The sequence below is a fragment of the Mycobacterium genavense ATCC 51234 genome, assembly GCF_000526915.1.
Classification (GTDB): Bacteria; Actinomycetota; Actinomycetes; order Mycobacteriales; family Mycobacteriaceae; genus Mycobacterium; species Mycobacterium genavense.
In genome coordinates, this window is the sequence record NZ_JAGZ01000001.1 from 331,524 (window position 1) to 349,954 (window position 18,431).

Annotated in this window: 16 protein-coding genes and 2 pseudogenes; 8 read left to right on the plus strand and 10 right to left on the minus strand. The window is 68.4% G+C overall.

The annotated features are described in order from the left end of the window. Nucleotides 1–2: 2 nt before the first annotated feature. Nucleotides 3–314 carry an acyl-CoA dehydrogenase family protein gene (locus T428_RS30870; protein WP_051465092.1) on the minus strand — a complete coding sequence of 104 codons (312 nt, stop codon included), beginning with the start codon at nt 312–314 and terminating at the stop codon, nt 3–5. 165 nt (nt 315–479) lie between these two features. Here T428_RS30870 and T428_RS0101565 point away from each other — a divergent pair, with 165 nt between their 5' ends. From T428_RS0101565 to T428_RS33440, 3 genes are all read left to right on the plus strand, one after another. Continuing rightward, the gene (locus T428_RS0101565) at nt 480–1,361 is read left to right on the plus strand and encodes an AraC-like ligand-binding domain-containing protein (RefSeq protein ID WP_025735088.1); all 882 of its coding nucleotides are present in this window, start codon (nt 480–482) and stop codon (nt 1,359–1,361) included. A gap of 134 nt (nt 1,362–1,495) precedes the next feature. After that, nucleotides 1,496–1,621 (plus strand): hypothetical protein, encoded by a 126-nt coding sequence (locus T428_RS35235; RefSeq protein WP_281173614.1) that lies wholly within the window; start codon nt 1,496–1,498, stop codon nt 1,619–1,621. Between the two features lie 247 nt (nt 1,622–1,868). Beyond that, nucleotides 1,869–2,465 (plus strand): hypothetical protein, encoded by a 597-nt coding sequence (locus T428_RS33440; RefSeq protein ID WP_156942817.1) that lies wholly within the window; start codon nt 1,869–1,871, stop codon nt 2,463–2,465. Between the two features lie 54 nt (nt 2,466–2,519). On the opposite strand, the gene glnA is transcribed toward T428_RS33440, so the two are convergent. Beyond that, nucleotides 2,520–3,956, minus strand: coding sequence for a type I glutamate--ammonia ligase (gene glnA / locus T428_RS0101585; RefSeq protein ID WP_025735091.1), 1,437 nt, complete (start codon nt 3,954–3,956; stop codon nt 2,520–2,522). Between the two features lie 217 nt (nt 3,957–4,173). On the opposite strand from glnA, the gene T428_RS0101590 reads away from it, so the two are divergent. Then, nucleotides 4,174–4,590 carry an RDD family protein gene (locus tag T428_RS0101590; protein WP_025735092.1) on the plus strand — a complete coding sequence of 139 codons (417 nt, stop codon included), beginning with the start codon at nt 4,174–4,176 and terminating at the stop codon, nt 4,588–4,590. Here T428_RS0101590 and T428_RS0101595 read toward each other — a convergent pair whose 3' ends face one another. The 3 genes from T428_RS0101595 to lipB are packed head-to-tail and all read right to left on the minus strand — an operon-like array spanning nt 4,591 to nt 7,009. Beyond that, entirely contained in the window at nt 4,591–5,343 is a 753-nt protein-coding gene (locus T428_RS0101595; protein ID WP_025735093.1) for a DUF4191 domain-containing protein, read from the minus strand. Nucleotides 5,344–5,375: 32 nt separating this feature from the next. Further along, nucleotides 5,376–6,320 carry a lipoyl synthase gene (gene lipA / locus T428_RS0101600; RefSeq protein WP_036467036.1) on the minus strand — a complete coding sequence of 315 codons (945 nt, stop codon included), beginning with the start codon at nt 6,318–6,320 and terminating at the stop codon, nt 5,376–5,378. Nucleotides 6,321–6,322: 2 nt separating this feature from the next. Further along, nucleotides 6,323–7,009 carry a lipoyl(octanoyl) transferase LipB gene (gene lipB / locus T428_RS0101605; RefSeq protein WP_025735095.1) on the minus strand — a complete coding sequence of 229 codons (687 nt, stop codon included), beginning with the start codon at nt 7,007–7,009 and terminating at the stop codon, nt 6,323–6,325. A gap of 253 nt (nt 7,010–7,262) precedes the next feature. Here lipB and T428_RS25000 point away from each other — a divergent pair. Next, a pseudogene (locus T428_RS25000) lies at nt 7,263–8,557 on the plus strand (HNH endonuclease signature motif containing protein). 4 nt (nt 8,558–8,561) lie between these two features. Here T428_RS25000 and T428_RS0101615 read toward each other — a convergent pair. Next, nucleotides 8,562–9,473 carry a TIGR01777 family oxidoreductase gene (locus tag T428_RS0101615; RefSeq protein ID WP_025735096.1) on the minus strand — a complete coding sequence of 304 codons (912 nt, stop codon included), beginning with the start codon at nt 9,471–9,473 and terminating at the stop codon, nt 8,562–8,564. Nucleotides 9,474–9,488: 15 nt separating this feature from the next. Next, nucleotides 9,489–11,216 (minus strand): 2-oxoglutarate dehydrogenase, E2 component, dihydrolipoamide succinyltransferase, encoded by a 1,728-nt coding sequence (gene sucB / locus T428_RS0101620; protein WP_025735097.1) that lies wholly within the window; start codon nt 11,214–11,216, stop codon nt 9,489–9,491. A 199-nt stretch (nt 11,217–11,415) separates the two neighbouring features. Between sucB and T428_RS0101625 the strand changes: the two genes are divergently transcribed. Continuing rightward, a complete protein-coding gene (locus tag T428_RS0101625; RefSeq protein ID WP_025735098.1) occupies nt 11,416–13,173 on the plus strand; it encodes an SDR family oxidoreductase in 1,758 nt (585 codons plus the stop codon). 5 nt (nt 13,174–13,178) lie between these two features. On the opposite strand, the gene T428_RS0101630 is transcribed toward T428_RS0101625, so the two are convergent. Further along, the gene (locus T428_RS0101630; protein WP_025735099.1) at nt 13,179–13,517 is read right to left on the minus strand and encodes a hypothetical protein; all 339 of its coding nucleotides are present in this window, start codon (nt 13,515–13,517) and stop codon (nt 13,179–13,181) included. Between the two features lie 210 nt (nt 13,518–13,727). On the opposite strand from T428_RS0101630, the gene T428_RS0101635 reads away from it, so the two are divergent. Further along, complete coding sequence (locus tag T428_RS0101635; RefSeq protein WP_051465111.1) at nt 13,728–14,123, plus strand: SRPBCC family protein; 396 nt, start codon at nt 13,728–13,730, stop codon at nt 14,121–14,123. Nucleotides 14,124–14,192: 69 nt separating this feature from the next. Beyond that, nucleotides 14,193–15,724 (plus strand): annotated as a pseudogene (locus tag T428_RS25005) (phytoene desaturase family protein). Here the strand turns inward: T428_RS25005 and T428_RS0101645 are convergent. Together T428_RS0101645 and T428_RS0101650 are read right to left on the minus strand one after the other, a co-directional pair. Then, nucleotides 15,721–17,268 (minus strand): leucyl aminopeptidase, encoded by a 1,548-nt coding sequence (locus T428_RS0101645; RefSeq protein ID WP_025735101.1) that lies wholly within the window; start codon nt 17,266–17,268, stop codon nt 15,721–15,723. The pseudogene T428_RS25005 and the gene T428_RS0101645 overlap by 4 nt on opposite strands. 39 nt (nt 17,269–17,307) lie before the next feature. Further along, nucleotides 17,308–18,402, minus strand: coding sequence for an adenylate/guanylate cyclase domain-containing protein (locus T428_RS0101650; protein ID WP_025735102.1), 1,095 nt, complete (start codon nt 18,400–18,402; stop codon nt 17,308–17,310). Nucleotides 18,403–18,431: the final 29 nt, after the last annotated feature.

The window sequence follows — 18,431 nt, forward strand, 5'->3', positions numbered from 1 at the left end:
CATCATCCCAACGAACCCGGGGCCCCCGTGAGCAGGGCGACGATCCAGCTTGTGGATCCGCAGCCGCGAGCCAGTTCGCTGACTACTCGGATTTTGGTCGCGAATCCGGCTTCGTGCCCACCCCAGCGGCGCGGCGCGGTCAGGCGAAACAGACCGGCGTTCCTAACCGCGGCGACGTTCTCCTCCGGGATTCGGCGCTCCCGGTCGGTTCGGGCGGCGTTTTCGCGCAGCAGTGAAACCAGGTTCCTGGCGCGGGCTACGAGGTCCGCATCGACGTCGATAGTCGGATCGGTCGTTTCTTTGAGCGTGGTCATTGGCACTCCTTCGTCAATTTCGGCCGCTGAAATCCAGATTGATCAACGCCGATTGCCGGATGTGATGCCCTGAGTGCCAACGCCCGGTCACTTCGTGCCAATTACCTGCCTGCGCCGATGCAGTGGTGGGGAATCGCCCCGGCCTTACGCGTTGTTAAACAGCTTATGCAGGTCAAGCCGCCAACCTTCGCCAGCTACCGCGAAGTGATCAGCCGCACACTCGTTCCCCTCGCCGCCACTCAGCTAGGTGATGGCACGTTCTGGGCGGAGCTCGATGGGGTGGGTTGCGGTGAACTGCGGATTACGACTGTCAGGTCGACTGCACAGCGCGTCCGCCGGACCTCGGCGCTGATCGACGACGCCACCGCCGGGTACGCGATGGCGACGATCCACGTCGCCGGTGAGTGCCGCGTTGAGCAAGACGGGCGATCGGCACGGCTCACGCCCGGCGCGATCGTTTTCTGTGACAGCACGCGTCCGTTCGACTTCTCCTTCGCTGGCCCGTTCGAGCAGGTGGTCGTTCAGGTGCCGCTCGACGCGGTACCGGAACGAGCACTGAGGCGAGCCAGTGGCCTGCCGTTGGGAGGAGAGGATGGGCGTGCGGCGGCGGTGGGTGCGTTCTCCCGTGCGCTCCCTGGAGCGGACAATTCTGCCTTGGCGACGCACGCGCGCGGCCTAATCAGTTCGACCGTCTCCATCGCGGCGGGCGCCGAGACCGCGCCCGCCGAACTCGATCGCGAGCGCGTTTTGCACCATCTACGCGGAGCCTTTCGCGACTCCTCCCTGGACGCGGACGCGGTGGCGCGCGGCTGCCACCTGTCCCGGCGCACGCTGTTTCGTCTGTTTCGTGACACTCCTCAGTCGCTGGCCGACGAACTGCGGGAGATCCGGGTGGCCGAAGCGCAACGTCTGCTGCGCGCCCATCCCGGTCGTCCCGTCGCCGACATCGCCGCGGCATCGGGATTTCGCGGAGAGACGCAGCTGCGCCGAGCGTTCCGCGCCGTGGCCGGTACCACGCCCGGGCGTTACCGACACGAGATGAACTGAGTCAAAGTCTTTGTGCGGAGCCTTATTTCGGATACAGAAAGGGCGCCCGCGTGGGATCTTCCGTGCAGCGCTTCCGCAAGGATCTCGCGCTCGAAAGCTAGACGGCGAGTGCGGCCGCGGCCATACTCGAACGCATGCCCTTCACGGTGGTGTTCAGCAACGGCGAACCGCGCGACTACGGCGCATTCGACAAATACGAAGTCACCGACGCGGGCGTGCTGGTGGTCGACATGCATCGCGAGGACGTCAAGCGGCACTAGATCGCTCCGGGCAGTTGGCTGGAACTCGTCGACATGGCCGACGGACAGCAGCCCGGGGCGTCGCGCGGCATCCTGGGTGTCAGACCCACGCGTTGAGCGTGCCCGGGGAGGTGCTACCTGGCGCCCGCGGACACGAAATCCGGGCTAACGAAGGATTACCAGCGGCGGAAGATTCGGCGATGTCGCTGTCCGGTTTTGTTGTGCGAGCTACGTTTTCGCGCAACAACCCGACGGCGGAGGACGGTAGATGAGTCACGTGTCGCGCGGCCGCCCGGCCGGGCTCGGGCTGGCGGTCGGCTCCATCGTCGCCGCGGCGATCATGGTGGCGGCAGATCCCGTCGCCACGGCCGACCCGACGAAGAACCCGACCCCCGCCCCGGCGCCGGCGTCGACGGGAAAGCAGCCGCCGCCCGCGGCCGGGGCCACGCCGGCACCGGTGCCCGCCGAACCGGCTCCGACGCAAAAGAGCGGCGACATCAGCCAGCAGGCGACCCAGCAGCAGGCGACGACGCAGCCATCACAACCGGCGGGACAACCGCAACAGCAGCAGGTGACCCAGCAGCAGGCGCCGCCGGCGACCCAGACTCCGAAAGGCGCGCCGCCGGCCGAGGCGGTCGAGGCCTCACCCCAACCCGCGGCACCGGCGCGCCAGGCCCCCGATGGTTCCGGTCCGTTTCAGGGCCAAGGTCCCGGTCAGGGCAACGGTCCGTTTCAGGGCAATGGCCCGATTCAAGGCAATGCCCCCGGCGACGGTCCCGGCCCCGGCGTTGGCCCGGGCGGCGCTGGACGCGGCCCCGGTGGTGGCGGTATCGGCCCGGGCCGTCGAGGAGGACCCGGCCGCTGAAAACGAAACCACCCGCGCGGGGATCCGCACGGGTGGTGTTCGTCTCGCGCGTGGTTACACGTCGTAGTACAGCGCGAACTCGTAGGGGTGCGGCCGGACCTGGACCGGCAGGATCTCGTTCTCGCGCTTGAAGCTGATCCACGTCTCGATCAGGTCGGGCGTGAAAACGCCTCCCTCAGTGAGGTATTCGTGGTCGGCTTCCAGCCGGTCGATCACCGCGGACAGCTGGGTGGGTGCCTGCGGAATGTTGGCGGCCTCTTCCGGCGGCAGCTCGTAGAGGTCCTTGTCGACCGGCGCCTGCGGCTCGATCTTGTTCTTGATGCCGTCCAGGCCGGCCATCAGCATGGCCGAGAACGCCAGGTACGGGTTGCCCGACGAGTCGGGGCAACGGAACTCCAGCCGCTTGGCGTTCGGGTTGCTGCCGGTGATCGGGATACGCACACACGCCGACCGGTTGCGCTGGCTGTAGACCAGGTTGATCGGCGCCTCGAAGCCGGGCACCAGCCGCTTGTAGGAGTTCACCGTCGGGTTGGTGAACGCCAGCAGCGACGGCGCGTGGTGCAGCAGGCCGCCAATGTAGTGCCGCGCGGTGTCCGACAGGCCGGCGTAGCCGGTCTCGTCGTACATCAACGGGCTGCCGTCCTTCCACAGCGACTGGTGGGTGTGCATGCCGGAGCCGTTGTCCCCGAACAGCGGCTTGGGCATGAACGTGACCGTCTTGCCGGCCTGCCAGGCGGTGTTCTTGACGATGTACTTGTACAGCTGCATGTCGTCGGCCGCGTGCAGCAGCGTGTTGAACTTGTAGTTGATCTCGGCCTGACCACCGGTGCCCACCTCGTGGTGGCCCTTCTCCAGGCTGAAGCCCGCTTTGATCAGGTTGCTCAGCATCTTGTCGCGCAGGTCGACGTAGTGGTCGACCGGGGCGACCGGGAAGTACCCACCCTTCGGGCGGACCTTGTAGCCGCGGTTGGGGGTGCCGTCGTTCTCGGTCGGCTCGCCGGTGTTCCACCAACCCGAGATCGCGTCGACTTCGTAGAACGAGCCGTTGGTGCGCGAGTCGAAGCTGACCGAGTCGAAGATGTAGAATTCGGCCTCGGCGCCGAAGTACGCGGTGTCGGCGACGCCGGTGCTGATCAGATAGTTCTCGGCCTTGCGGGCGATGTTTCGCGGGTCGCGCGAGTACGGCTCCAGGGTGAACGGGTCGTGCACGAAGAAGTTCAGGTTCAGCGTCTTGGCCTCGCGGAACAGGTCGATCTGCGCGGTGGCCGGGTCGGGCAGGAGCAACATGTCCGATTCGTGGATCGACTGGAATCCGCGAATTGACGAGCCGTCGAAGGCCAAACCGTCTTCGAAAACGCTCTCGTCGAAAAACGAAACCGGAATCGTGAAGTGCTGCATGATGCCGGGCAGGTCACAAAACCGGACGTCGACAAACTCGACGTTCTCGTCCTTGGCGAGCTTGAAGACGTCGTCGGGCGTCTTTTCCGTCACTGATTGCTCCTTTGCTTGATAATCCGCGGCCTGAAGCTATGAAGATGATGTTGCCCGCCCGTCAACCCAATGTTGCGCGGAGGTTACGTGACCACGCGTCCCACAAATCTCAAGGGGTGCAAACGGCGGGTTCTATTGTGAGGCCCATGGACCGCAAAAGCGTATCTGGTCGGCCGCGCCGATGCAGCAGCCTGTCCCGGGCCTGCACCGGGGCAAGTTGATGGCGGAGTCGCGCCCGGCCTACCCGGGCGAGACGCTCGGCCTGCCGAAAAGCGGGTCGGGGTCCCTGGCGTCGATGGGGCGGCGCCTGGCGGCGTTGATGGTCGACTGGCTGATTGCCTACGGTCTGGCGGCGCTGGCCATGGCGTTCGGCATGTTCTCCGAGCGGATGCTCTCGACGGCGGTGCTGCTGATCTGGTTTCTGCTCGGCGTGGTCGCAGTGCGGCTGTACGGATTCACCCCCGGACAGCTGGCGCTAGGTCTGCAGGTGGTCGCGCTGGACGGACGGCTGGGGCTGGGCCGCGTGGTGGTCCACGGGCTGCTGGTTGCCCTGGTGGTTCCGGCGCTGTTCACCGACTGGGACGGACGCGGCATTCAAGACCGGGTGACCAACACGGCCGTCGTCCGGCGTTGATCACTTGCGGCGCACGGTGCGCTGCACGCCACGCATCTTGCCGGCGCCCGGCAGCGGCCCCTTCGGCATCACGGCCGCACCGGCGCGCGATCCCAGCGCGGCCAACCGGGACTCCAGGGCGTCCATCTGCTTGACGCTGACGTTGGCCGGCAGCTTCGTCAGGTAGCGCTCCAGCTTGGACAGCGGAACCTCGCCCTCGCCGTTGCCGACGACGATGTCGTAGATCGGTATCTCGCCGACCAATCGTGCGGTGCGCTTCTTCTCTTGGGCGAGAAGCGGTTTGACGCGGCCCGTCGCCCCCTCGCCGACGAAGATGACACCCGGCCGGCCGATAACCCGGTGCACCGCGTCGAAGTGGCCGGTTGCCGCCACACCCGGGGTGACCCGCCACTTGCCGCGCAGGTTGTCCAGCACCCAGGCCGCCGCACCGGTCTGCCCCTCGGCCTGGCGGTAGATCGATTTCTGTGCCCGGCGACCGAAAATGATTAACGCCACCAGCGCGCCCAGCATCACGCCGAGCGGGATCAGCGTGATCATGGCGAACCCGCCGACCAGCACGCCCACCGTCACCGAGACGGCCACGATCGCGACGAAGGCGCCGATCATGTAGGGAAGCAGGCGCTTGTCCTGCTTGCGCTGAACGTTGAACGCCTGCCACAGCTGGCTGCGGCGCTCCTTGGCCGCGGCCTTGCGCTCGGCGGCCGCCGCCGCCCGGGCAGCCTTGTTCTCGGCGGTGGTACGGGGTTTAGCCATAATCACCAAGGATACGAGGCGGCGGCCGCGAGTTACCCCAGGGCGTCCGAGGCGCGGCTGCGTATGGCCTGCTGGTAGAGGCGGCCGGCGCGGTAGGACGAGCGCACCAGCGGCCCGGCCAGCACGCCGGCGAAGCCCAGCCCCTCGGCGTAGTGCGCGAACTCGTCGAACTCCTCGGGTGTGACCCAGCGCTGTACCGGGTGATGCCGGGGTGATGGGCGCAGGTACTGGGTGATGGTGACGATGTCGCAGCCGGCGTCGTGCAGGTCGGCCAGCGCGACGCGCACCTCGTCGGGGGTCTCGCCCAGGCCCAGGATCAGGTTGCTCTTGGTGACCAGCCCGGCCTGCCGCGCGGCGGCGAGCACGTCCAGGCTGCGCTGGTAGGTGAAGGCGGGACGGATCCGCTTGAAGATGCGGGGGACCGTTTCGACGTTGTGCGCCAACACTTCTGGGCGCGACGCGAAGACTTCGGCCAGGCGCTCGGGCGCGCCGTTGAAGTCGGGGACCAGCAACTCGACGCCGGTCGATGCGTTGAGTTCCTTGATGGCGCGCACGGTTTGGGCGTACAGCCACCCCCCGCCGTCGGGCAGGTCATCGCGGGCCACACCGGTGACGGTGGCATAGCGCAGCCCCATCGCCTGCACGCTTTGGGCGACACGGCGGGGCTCGTCGCGGTCCAGCTCGGCGGGCTTGCCGGTGTCGATCTGGCAGAAGTCACACCGGCGGGTGCACTGATCGCCGCCGATCAAAAAGGTGGCTTCGCGGTCCTCCCAACATTCGAAGATGTTGGGGCAGCCGGATTCTTCGCACACGGTGTGCAAACCCTCGCGCTTGACCAGGCTTTTGAGTTCGGTGTACTCCGGTCCCATCCGGGCCCGGGTCTTGATCCACGGTGGCTTGCGCTCGATCGGGGTCTGCGCATTGCGCACTTCCAGCCGCAGCAGCTTGCGGCCTTCCGGAACTGCGAACTCTTGCAAAGTCACTTGGCCGATGCTACGCCGGCGACGTCGTGCGCCCCCACCGGCAAGACCCCGTCGAGCGCGTCGCACACGGCCGCTGCGACCGCTTCGCGGACGTCGTCGACGGTGACGGTGCGCCCGAGTTCGGCCGACAATGACGTCACCCCAGCGTCGGCGATGCCACAGGGCACGATGGCCCCGAACGCGCCCAGGTCGCAGTCGCAGTTGAGCGCGAACCCGTGCAGGGCGGTCGCCCGCGAGATCCGCACACCGATCGCCGCGATCTTGCGCGCCGACCGGCCGGGCAGCCACACCCCGGAGCGGCCGTCCACCCGACCCGCGTCCAGGCCCAGATCGCGACACACCTTGATCAGCGATTCCTCAAGGCGCCGAACATAATTCACCACGTCGAGGGGTTCGGCCAGGCCGATGACCGGGTAGCCGACCAACTGCCCCGGCCCGTGCCAGGTGATCTTGCCGCCGCGGTCGGTGTCGACGACGGGCGTGCCGTCCACCGGTCGCTCATGCGGCTCGGTGCGCCGGCCGGCGGTGTAGACCGCGGGGTGCTCGAGCAGCAGCAGGGTGTCGGGGCCGCCGGCGACCCGGGTGTCGGCCAGGTCACGCTGCAGCTGCCAGGCGGTGCGGTATTCGACCGTCCCCAGTTGGCGGACGTCGATCGCGGTGGCCTGCGACCGGATGGAGATCATGGTCGCGAGGTTACTCGGGTGCTGTCTGGCGGCCCAATTGACCGGATGGGGAAGCTGCTGGCATGCGCCGTCGGGCGAGAACTCGCCACCAGCGCACACCGTAAAATCCCTTGTGTCACTTTGGTTTCAGTGGTTTCTCGGCGGGGTTTTTGTCGGTGGGTCGGTCTAGCGTCGCGAGTATGAGTTCGGGGTGCTTGCGGATGGCGAAACCGCGACGAAAACCTTCGACGCGTTGGACGCCGACATCGACGCCATGCTCGGGCTGGATACGCAGATGCTGTGCAATCGCGAGCGTTTGGCGCTGCTGGCACGCTACGAGCGCGCGCGACGGCGCCTATCCGCCGGCGAACATTGCCTGATCAACCAACTGCAACAGGAAGCGACCCCGCAAGAGCTGGGCGGCAAACTCTCCCATGCGATTGCCGACTGGGCTCAGATCAGTCGCGCCGAGGCCGGGCGCCGGGTCCGCGAGGCTGCCGATCTGGGTGAGCGGCGTGCGCTGACCGGCGAGCCGGTGGCACCGGTGTTGGCCGCGACCGCCGCGGCGCAGCGCGACGGGCAGTTGGGCCGCGAGCATGTCGCGGTGATCCGCCACTTCTACCACCAATTGCCCGGCTGGATCGACCAACCCACCCGCGACCGGGCCGAAGCCGATTTGGCGCGGCTGGCCACCCGGTACCGCCCGGACCAACTCGGCGGATTCGCCGACCGCCTGGCCGACTGCCTGAACCCCGACGGCAACTACACCGACGACGACCGCGCCCGCCGCCGCGGGGTGACCCTGGGCAAGCAGCAGGCCGACGGCATGTCCGCCATCAACGGCTGGGTGACGCCCGAGCTGCGGGCGTCCTTGGAGGCCGTGCTGGCCAAACTGGCCGCCCCCGGCATGTGCAACCCGAACGACGAGACCCCGTGCGTGGACGGTACGCCCAGCCAACGCGCCATCGACCACGATCCCCGCAGCGCCGCCCAACGCAACCACGACGCGCTCAACGCCGCCATGCGTGGCTTGTTGGCCTCCGGCAAGTTGGGCCAGCACAATGGGCTGCCGGCGACGATCATCGCGTCCACCACGTTGGCGGAGTTGGAAGCCGCCGCCGGCAGCGGTATTACCGGCGGCGGCAGTCGGCTACCGATCAGCGACGTATCCGTCTGGCGCGTCATGCCCATCACTACCTGGCAGTGTTCGACAACGCCAAACCGGTGGCGCTGTATCACACCAAACGGCTCGCGTCGCCCGGTCAGTGGATTGTGTTGTACGCGTTGGGCCGTGGCTGCAGCGCACCCGGCTGCGACGTCGGCGGCTACTACTGCGAGGTGCACCACATCACCGACTACGCCATCTGCCACGTAACCGACATCAACGACCTGACCTTCGGCTGCGGCCCGCATCACCGGCTGCTGCAACCCCGCGGCTGGAGCACCCGAAAACGCAAAGATGGTGCCACCGAATGGATCCCCCCGCCCCATCTCGACCGCGGCCAACCCCGCACCAACACGTTCCACCATCCGGAGAGGCTGCTACACGACGAAGACGACGACGCGTGAGGTGCTAGTCGTGCTCGCGCCGGGCGGTGGCGTAGGCGAGCGCTTCGCCAATTGTGTTGTGGTGGAACTGAAATCCCGCACGCTCTAGCGCGGACGGGATGGCGCGCTGACCGGTCAGCAGCCCCTCGTCGGCAAATTCGCCGAGCGCGGCCCGCACCGCAAAGGCTGGCAGCATCATCGGGGTAGGGCGGTTGACCGCGCTGCCGAAGGCGGTGGTGAACTCGGCGTTGGTGACGGGCGCGGGCCCGGTCAGGTTCACCGGGCCGGACAGCGACGGGTGCGCGATCGCGAACAGCAGGGCCCGCACCTCGTCTTCGAGGCTGATCCACGACATGTACTGACGGCCGCTGCCCAGCCGGGCGCCCAGCCCCAGCGAGAACAGTGGGCGCATCCGGCGCAACGCACCACCGGCCGCGGCCAGCACCAGGCCGGTGCGGGCCAGCACCACCCGGGCGCCGCCGTATTGAGCCGGCAGCGTCGCGGCCTCCCAGTCCTGGCACAGCCGGGCCAGGAAACCTGTTCCCGCGCGGTCATTTTCGTCGACGACGCGGTCCTTGGTGTTGCCGTAGTAGCCGACGGCGCTGGCGTTGATCAGGGTTTCGACGCCGGCGTCGGCGACCGCGGTGGCCAGCACCTCGGTCGGCGTGATGCGGCTGTCGCGCAGGCTCTGCTTGAACGCGCCCGACCACCGGCGCCGACCGACGTTGACCCCGCACAGGTTGACGACCGCGTCGACCTCGGCGAGCGTGTCGGGATCGAAGTCACCGCTCTCCGGATTCCAGTGCAGCTCATCGGGATTCGCCGGTGTGCGGCGCACGATCCGCAGTACCCGATGGTCGGCTGCGCGCAGGGCCGCGGCCAAGGCGGAGCCGATCAGGCCCGAAGAACCCGCAATCGCCACGACGGGCTTGGCCAATGCGCTACAGCCTCCCTACAGCCCCAGGTCGGCCTCGAACGCTCCCTCTTCAAGCCGGTGCTTGATCGTGGTGAGGAATCGTCCGGCGTCGGCCCCGTCGATCAGCCGGTGGTCGTAGGTCAGCGGCAGGTAGCAGATCGAGCGCACCCCGATCGATTCGTTATCGCTGTCGTCGACCACCACCCGCGGGCGCTTGACGATCGCCCCGGTGCCCAGCATGGCCGCCTGCGGCGGGACCAGGATCGGCGTGTCGAACAACGCGCCCTGGCTGCCGATGTTGGTGATGGTGAAGGTGCCGCCGGACAACTCGTCCGGTTTCAGGTTGCCGGTCCGGGCGCGCTCGGCGATGTCGGCGATCGCGCGGGCCAGTCCGGCTAGCGACAGGTCGCCGGCGTTGTGCACCACGGGGGAGAGCAGGCCCTGCTCGGTGTCGACGGCGAAACCGAGGTGCTCGGCGTCGTAGTAGGTGATCTCCTTGGAGTTCTCGTTGTAGCTGGCGTTGATGTTGGGGTGAATCTTCAGCGCGTCGATCACCGCCTGGGCGATGAACGGCAGATAGGTCAGATTCACGCCCTCACGCTCGGCGAACGACGTCTTGGCCCTGGCACGCAGCCCCACGATCTTGGTCATGTCGACCTCGTGGGTCTGGGTGAGCTGCGCGGTGGCCTGCAACGATTCGCGGGTCTTCTTGGCGGTGATCTGGCGGATCCGGTTGGCCTTCTGCGTGGTGCCGCGCAGATGGGCCAGCGCGGGTGCCGGCATCGGCGCTTTGGCCGCCGGGGCTTCCGCGGCGGGGGCCTGCTGTGCTTTCTTCTTCTCCTCGGCGGCGGCCAGTACGTCCTGCTTGCGGATGCGGCCACCGACACCGGTGCCCTTGACCGTTGCCAGGTCGATGTTGTTTTCGCTGGCCAGCTTCCGCACCAGCGGGGTCACGTACGGGCTGCCGTCACCCTGGGCCTCGGCGACCGGCTGGGCGGCCTTCGGAGCCGGCGCCGGGGCGGGCGGGGCCTCCGGTGCGGGCGGGGCCTCCGGTGCGGGCTTGGGGGCCGGTGGGGCCTCGGCCTTGGGCTCCGGCTTGGGGGCCGGCGGTGGCGGGGCGGCCGCGGCGGCGCCGGTGCCGATCCGGGCCAACTCGCCGCCGACCGGAACCGTGGCGTCCTCGTCGGCGGTGATGCTGACCAACACTCCGGCCACCGGTGACGGGATCTCGGTGTCCACCTTGTCGGTGGACACCTCCACCAGCGCTTCGTCCACCTGGACCGAATCGCCGACCTTCTTCAGCCAGCGCGTCACGGTGCCCTCGGTGACCGACTCGCCCAGCTCGGGCATCAGCACCGGGGTTGCGCTGCCGTCGTTGGAACTCGGGGCGGCGGGTTCGGGTTGACGCTCGGGCTCCGATTGCGGCGCGGGCTCGGGTTCCGGCTCGGCTTGCGGCGCGGGTGCGGCCGCCGGTTGGCTGGGCGCTTCGGCGGGTGCTGCCGAGGCGCCGTTCCTCGAGTCTTCTGAGGCGTCGCCGATCACGGCCAGCTCGCCGCCGACCTCGACGGTGTCGTCCTCCTGGGCGACGATCTTGGTGAGCACGCCCGCGGCGGGCGACGGGATTTCGGTGTCGACCTTGTCGGTGGACACCTCGACGAGCGGTTCGTCGAGCTCGACCGTGTCGCCTTCCTGCTTGAGCCAGCGGGTGACCGTCCCCTCGGTGACGCTCTCACCGAGTGCCGGCATCTGGACGGAGAAGGCCATCTCTATTGACTCCTCGATTGCTCGTGGGTCGGTGCAGGTCAACATCTGACTTACCACACCGCGGTGTACTGCAAGTTGACGTCGAAACTATCCTGTCATTGCCCCGGCGTCGGCACACAACCAGGGCTGACCCGTTCGCTACGGTGGACCGAATCGCCAGGGGGCGGCCATCGTCAGATCGCGGGGAGGCGGAATTTCGATGCCGGCAAGACAGCAGTTCGTCGACAGCGCGGACGGCGTCCGCATCGCGGTCTACGAAGAAGGCAATCCCGACGGACCCACGGTCGTCCTGGTGCACGGCTGGCCCGATTCGCACGTGCTGTGGGACGGCGTCGTGCCGCTGCTGGCCAAGCGGTTCCGGATCGTCCGCTACGACAACCGCGGTGTCGGGCTGACGGGGACGCCCAAGAAGGTCTCGTCGTACACGATGGCCCACTTCGCCGACGACTTCGCGGCGGTGACGAGTGAACTGAGCCCCGGCCGGCCGGTGCACGTGCTGGCCCACGACTGGGGTTCGGTGGGTGTCTGGGAGTACCTGAAACGGCCCGGTGCCGGTGACCGGGTCGCCTCGTTCACGTCGGTGTCCGGCCCGAGCCACGAGCAACTGGTCGAATACATCTTCAGCGGTCTGCGCCAACCGTGGCGGCCGCGCCGGTTTGCCCGCTCGATCAGTCAGGCGTTGCGGCTGACCTACATGTTGCTGTTCTCGATCCCGCTGCTGGCGCCGCTGTCGATCCGGGCGGCCTTCTCGGTACGCGCGCTGCGGCGCATGGTCGTCGACAACATTCCCGATGAGCAGATCCATCACTCCGCCACCTTCGCCGCGGACGCGGCCAGCTCGGTTAAAACCTATCCCGCCAACTACTTTCGTTCGTTCTCGGTACGCGGCCAGCCCATCCATGTAGTCGACTTGCCGGTGCAGCTGATCGTCAACACCCGCGACAAATACGTCCGGCCATACGGCTACGACGAGACCGCGCGGTGGGTGCCGCGGCTGTGGCGGCGCGACATCAGGGCCGGGCATTTCTCGCCGATGTCGCACCCGCAGGTGATGGCGGCCGCGGTCGCTGAGTTCGTCGACCTGACCGAGGGCAAGGCGTGGAGTCGCGCGCTGCTGCGCGCGCAGGTGGGCCGGCCCCGCGGCAGCTTCGGCGACACGCTGGTATCGGTGACCGGCGCCGGCAGTGGGATCGGGCGCGCGACGGCCTACGCCTTCGCGCGAGAGGGCGCCGAGCTGGTCGTCAGCGACATCGACGAAGCCGCCGCGAAGGAGACCGCGGCCGCGATCGCCGCAGGCGGCGGCGTCGCGCACGCCTACGTGCTCGACGTGTCGGACGCCGACGCGGTCGAGGCGTTCGCCGAGCGGGTCTGCTCCGAACACGGCGTGCCCGACGTCGTGGTCAACAACGCCGGTATCGGGCAGGCCGGCCGGTTCTTGGACACCCCCGCCGAACAGTTCGACCGGGTGCTCGACGTCAACCTCGGCGGTGTGGTGAACGGCAGTCGGGCGTTCGGCCGGCGGCTGGTGCAGCGCGGCACCGGCGGGCACATCGTCAACGTGTCGTCGATGGCCGCCTACGCGCCGCTACAGTCGCTGAACGCCTACTGCACCTCCAAGGCGGCGACCTACATGTTCTCCGACTGCCTGCGCGCCGAGCTCGACGCCGCCGACGTCGGGCTGACCACCATCTGCCCCGGTCTCATCGACACCAACATCGTCAACACCACCCGATTCGACGCCCCCGCGGGCAAGCACGTCGACGGCCGGCGGGGTCAGCTGCGCAAGATGTTCGCGCTGCGCCGGTACGGGCCCGACAAGGTTGCCGACGCGATCTTGTCGTCCGTGCGGAAGAACCAGGCGATCCGCCCGGTGACGCCGGAAGCCTATGCGCTGTACGGAGTTTCGCGGCTGATGCCGCAGGCGCTGCGCAGTACGGCGCGGTTGCGGGTGATCTGAGCCGATCAGGCCGCGGGTGCGCGCTGGCGGCCTACCAACAACGCGCCGGCGACCCCGAGCAGCCCGATGACCGCCAATGGGATGGTCCAGGCGCGACGGCTGTCCAGCTCCGATTCGCAGCGCGCCACATAGTCGGTGTGCGGCACGACTTGGTTGAGCACCGGGATGCCGGCCACGCCCTTGTCGTTGGCGTTGCGCGCCGCGGTGAGATCCGCGACGACCGCGTTGCCGCATCCGAGAGAACCACCGTTGCCGTCGGCCACCGACACCGGTACCAACAGCCCGATCACGCCGGCCAGTAAAAGCACGGCGGCCACAGCCAGGATCAACCGACGCACCGTCATCATTTGCCTCCCGTTCGAGTACTGATCGGTGGGGAGGTTATCCATTGGAAGGGGTGGTTAAACGGCACCGTTACGGTTGCTGCGCTTGGACTGTCGCCGCCGGGGTATCCGCAGCCAAGACCGATGCGAAGGGACCTGCACATGACGTCAAAGGAACAAATGGCCACCAGCCGGGAGATACGCGCGTCCCGCTAGCGGGTGTGGGACGCGATGGCCAACGGATGGACCTACACCCAATGGGTGGTAGGCAACAGCCGCACCCGCACCGTCGATTCCCACTGGCCGCAGCCTGGCTCCGCGATCCGGCACTCGGTCGGCGTGTGGCCGTTGGTGATCAACGACAAAACCGTCGTCGAAAGCTGCACTCCGGGCGAGGAACTCGTGCTGCGGGCACACGTGGGCCCGCTCGGTGCCGCCCGGATTACGTTGCGGCTCACCGATACCGACGAGGGATGCCGGGTCGACATGATCGAGGTGCCCGCGGCGGGTCCGATGAAGATCATCCCCGATCGGCTGGTGCTGGCCGCCGTCTACCCACGCAACCGCGAGTGCCTGTTGCGGCTGGCGGCTTTGGCCGAACGCCTCGAGTCGAGCCAGGTCGACTAGCCGGTGGCAGCGGAGACGGCGGACGCGGTCGTCATCGGAGCCGGGCACCATGGCCTGGTCGCCGCGTCGATGCTGGCCGACGCCGGCTGGGACGTGCTGGTGCTGGAGGCTCAACCCGAGCCGGGCGGCGCGGTTCGCAGCGCCGAGCTGACGCCGGGCTACATCACCGATCTGTTCAGCTCCTTCTACCCGATGACGGTGGCCTCTCCGGCCATGCGGTCGCTGCGGCTCGAGGACCACGGCCTGCGCTGGTCGCGTGCCCCGGCGGTGGTCGGCCACCCACGCGACGGCGCCGACGACGACCCGCCCGTCGTCTACCCCGATCCCGCCCGGATGGCAGCCGAACTCGCGCGGCGACACCCCGCCGACGGCGAGAACTGGTGGCGCGTCGTGGAATTGTGGGACAAGGTCAAGACGCCGCTGCTGGACGCGATGCTGGCGCCGCTCCCACCGGTACGTCCGCTGCTGGGACTGCTGCGCAAGCTCGGTACGCCGGAGGCCGTCCGGGTGGCGCGGCTGCTGGTGGCGCCGGCCAACGCCCTAGCGAGCGAGCTGTTCGACGGCGATGCGGCGCGAACGTTGTTGTTGGGCAACGCAATGCACGCCGATGTTCCACCCGACGCGCCGATCAGCGGCGCGATGGGTTTTCTGATGACGATGCTGGCCCAGGATCACGGCTGGCCGGTTCCGGTGGGCGGTTCCGGTCAATTGACGGCGGCGCTGGTCGCCCGGGCACGCGCGGCCGGAGCGCGATCGAGTGCAATCAGAACGTTTCTCGCGTCCACGTGTGGGCCGGGCGGGCCGTCGGCGTGAGCACCGCGGCCGGGCGGACCGTGCACGCGCGTCGCGCGGTGGTGGCCGACGTGACCGCACCGCGACTGTTCTGCGACATGCTGCCCGCCGACGCGGTTCCGGCCGCGCTGCGTCGCGATCTTGCGCACTACAGCTGGGACCCGCCGGTGGTGAAGGTCAACTATGCGCTGGCAGCCCCGATCCCGTGGCGGGCCAACATTCTGGGTTCGGTCGGCACTGTCCACCTGGGTGCCGACGGGGACGGCCTGATCCGCTGGATGGCCGACCTGAATACCCGCGTGGTGCCTGAACATCCATTCATACTGTTGGGCCAGACCACCACGGCGGATCCCAGCAGATCACCGGCGGGCACCGAAAGTGCTTGGGCCTATACGCATTTGCCGCGGAATGTGGCTGACGACGCTTCGGCGGAGCGGTTGGCGGCAACCGTGGACCGGGTCATCGAAGAGCATGCGCCGGGCTTCGGCTCGGCAGTGATCGACCGGTTCGTGCAACGTCCGTCCGACTTGGAAGCCAGCGATGCCAACTTGCACCTCGGGGCGCTCAACGGCGGAACAGCGCAGTTGCACCAGATGCTGATCTTTCGGCCCGCCGCCGGAATGGGCCGGGCCGAAACACCGATCGAGGGGCTTTATCTGGGCAGCGCGTCGGCGACACCGGGCGGGTCGGTGCACGGCGCCTGCGGACGCAACGCGGCCCGCGCCGCGCTTGCGGGCCACGGGGTGACCGGTTGGCCGCGCCGGCAGCTGCGCCGCGGCGTGTTCTCGCTGATGACGGGTAAGCGCTAACCGTTCTCGCAGATGTCTTCCAGCACCGCGAACATCGTCCGGGTCGGCACACCGGTGGAGCCCTTCGGCGAGTACCCCCACGGGCTGCCGGTGTTGAACGCCGGCCCGGCCACGTCGATGTGTGCCCAGCTCACGCCGTCGGCGACGAACTCGCGCAGAAACACCCCCGCCACCAACATGCCGGCGAAGCGTTGCCCGCTGATGTTGGACAGGTCGGCGACCGTGGATTTCAGGTCCTCCTTGAGCTCGTCGGGCAACGGCATCGGCCAGCCGTTTTCGCCCACCTGCTGGGAGATCGCCGCGACCCGGTCGCGGAACTCGTCGCTGCCCATCACCCCGGGGATGCGCGCGCCCAGCGCGACCGTCTGCGCACCCGTCAGGGTGGATGTCTCGATCAGATAGTCCGGCTTGTCCTCGCATGCCCGCACGATGGCGTCGGCGAGGATGAGCCGGCCCTCGGCGTCGGTGTTTTGCACCTCGACCGTGATGCCGCCGTACTGGGTGAGCACGTCGCCCGGGCGTTGTGCGGTCGCTGACGGCATGTTCTCGGCCATCGGCACGGTCGCGATCACGTCGATCGGTAGCTCGAGCCGTGCCGCCAGCGTGACGGTCGCGATCACCGCGGCGGCTCCACCCATGTCCGAGGTCATGTGATGCATTGCGGCGGCGGGCTTGATCGAGATGCCGCCGGTGTCGAACGTGACGCCCTTGCCGACCAAGGCCACCCGTTTTGCCTGCTTCGGCTTCTTGGCCAGCTTCGAACCGCGGTGGATCAGCCGCACCAGCCGCGGCGGACGCGACGAGCCCTGGCCGACACCGACGATGCCGCCGTAGCCTTCCTTTTGCAGCGCCTTGTCGTCGAGGACCTCTACTTCGAGGCCCACCGACTCGCCCAAAGCCTTTGCGCGCTTGGCGAATTCGGCGGGGAACAGATGATTCGGCGGGGTGTTGACGAAGTCGCGCGCGGTGGCTACCGCGGTCGCGACGGCCGCACCGTGCGCGACTTGCTTCTTGGGGTCTTTGGCGGTAGCGAGCATCGTGATCTTGCGCAGCCCTTGGTCTTTGGGCGCGGTCTTGTCGCTGCGGAATTCGGTGAACCGGTAGCTGCCCAGGATCAGTCCCTCGACGGCGGCAGCGGCAATGCCCTCGCCGGGGAGCTCGGCCAGCGTGGTGATCACCGATTCGGCCTTGCCCAGCGAGCGTGCGGCCACCCCGGCGGCGCGCCGGACGGTCTCGGCCGGCCATTCGGACTGCGGCTTGCCCAGGCCGACGGTGAGCACGCTGGCCACCGGAAGCGACGACACCACCAGCCGGTGGACCTGCTCGCTGCCCCCGGTGGCGTCCAGCGCCTGCAGGCCGGCGAGGATCTCGGCGACGGCTTCCTCGGACAGGAAGGGTTCGACGGCCACGACGGTGGCGCCCGGCCGGTCCTCGTCGCCGGTCGAGACGACCGGCACGATCAAAACCGACGAACCCGCGCCGCGTTTCGACAGCGACGAGGCGACAGTGACAGCAGGAGCCTGGTATCCCGGTTCAATACTCACGCGCAATAACCCTAGTCACCGGGGTGGGGCGTGGGTCGGCTACGTCCCGGTGTGCAGGTCGAACGCGGTGACCGGGGCGTCAAAACCCTTGAGCGTCAACGGGGGTTGCGCGACGGCGGGGCAATCGGGCAACGCCTCATGCAGCTCGGCTGAGGCCAGGATCTGTTCTGGCGCCGCGGCGGCGACGAGCCGGGCGGCCAGGTTGACCGGGTTGCCGAAGTAGTCGCCGTTGATAGCCACGACCGTGCCGAAGGCGAGGCCGGCGCGGACCTGCAGACCCTCCTCGCGCGCCTTGGGGTGTTCGACGAGATGAACCGCCGCGGCCAGCAGGCGCTCGGGCGCCGAACTGACCCACATCACCTCGTCGCGGATGAACTTCACCACCCGGCCGCCGTCGGCGTGCACGACGTCGGACACGGTGCCGGCGAACTCGTTGAGCAGATGCGACAACTCCGCGGGCGTCAGCGCCTGCGTCAAGGCGGTGAAGCCGGACAGGTCCGCGAATCCCACGCCGCACACCACCGACGCCGAGGTGTCGCGCGACACGCCCTCGAAATGGGTCCGGGCGCTGATCAGGTGATGGCGGTGCACGACGTCGATCAACGCCCCGAGCCGGGGGACGAACTCGGCGACCGAGCGGTAGGCCTGCGCGGTGGCGAGCTCGTCATGGGTGTGGGTCATCTGGATGTCGGGCGTCCCGGCACGGATCATCGTCGACTCGGCCTCCGCGAGCCGGGCCATCGCCGCGCCCAGCACTCGCAGCAGGCCGAAGGCGCCGTCCTGGCCGACCACCGCCCGGACCGCGAGCCAGGTCGCCAGGGCGTCGACGTCGGCCTGGCTCAGCACCGGGACATCGGGACTGGCGGCGGTCAGGCCGAGCAGGGCCCCCGTGCGGGCGACCTCTTCGGCGGCGATGCCGAGCTGCTCGGCCGCCGTCGCAAACGTGTAGACCGGGCGTCCCGACCACGACAGGACGTCACCGGCCAGGTCGAACAGCCGGCCGTGCCGCTCGGCTTCCACCATCTCGTCGACCGTGAACCCGAGCTCGTGCAGGTACTTGATCAGGTCGGCCCGGTCGCGCGGGTTGGCGATTCCGGCGGCCTGAAGCTCATCGAAATCGAGCGAATCGACCACCCATCGAAGTCTGCCACTAGGGTGGGTCG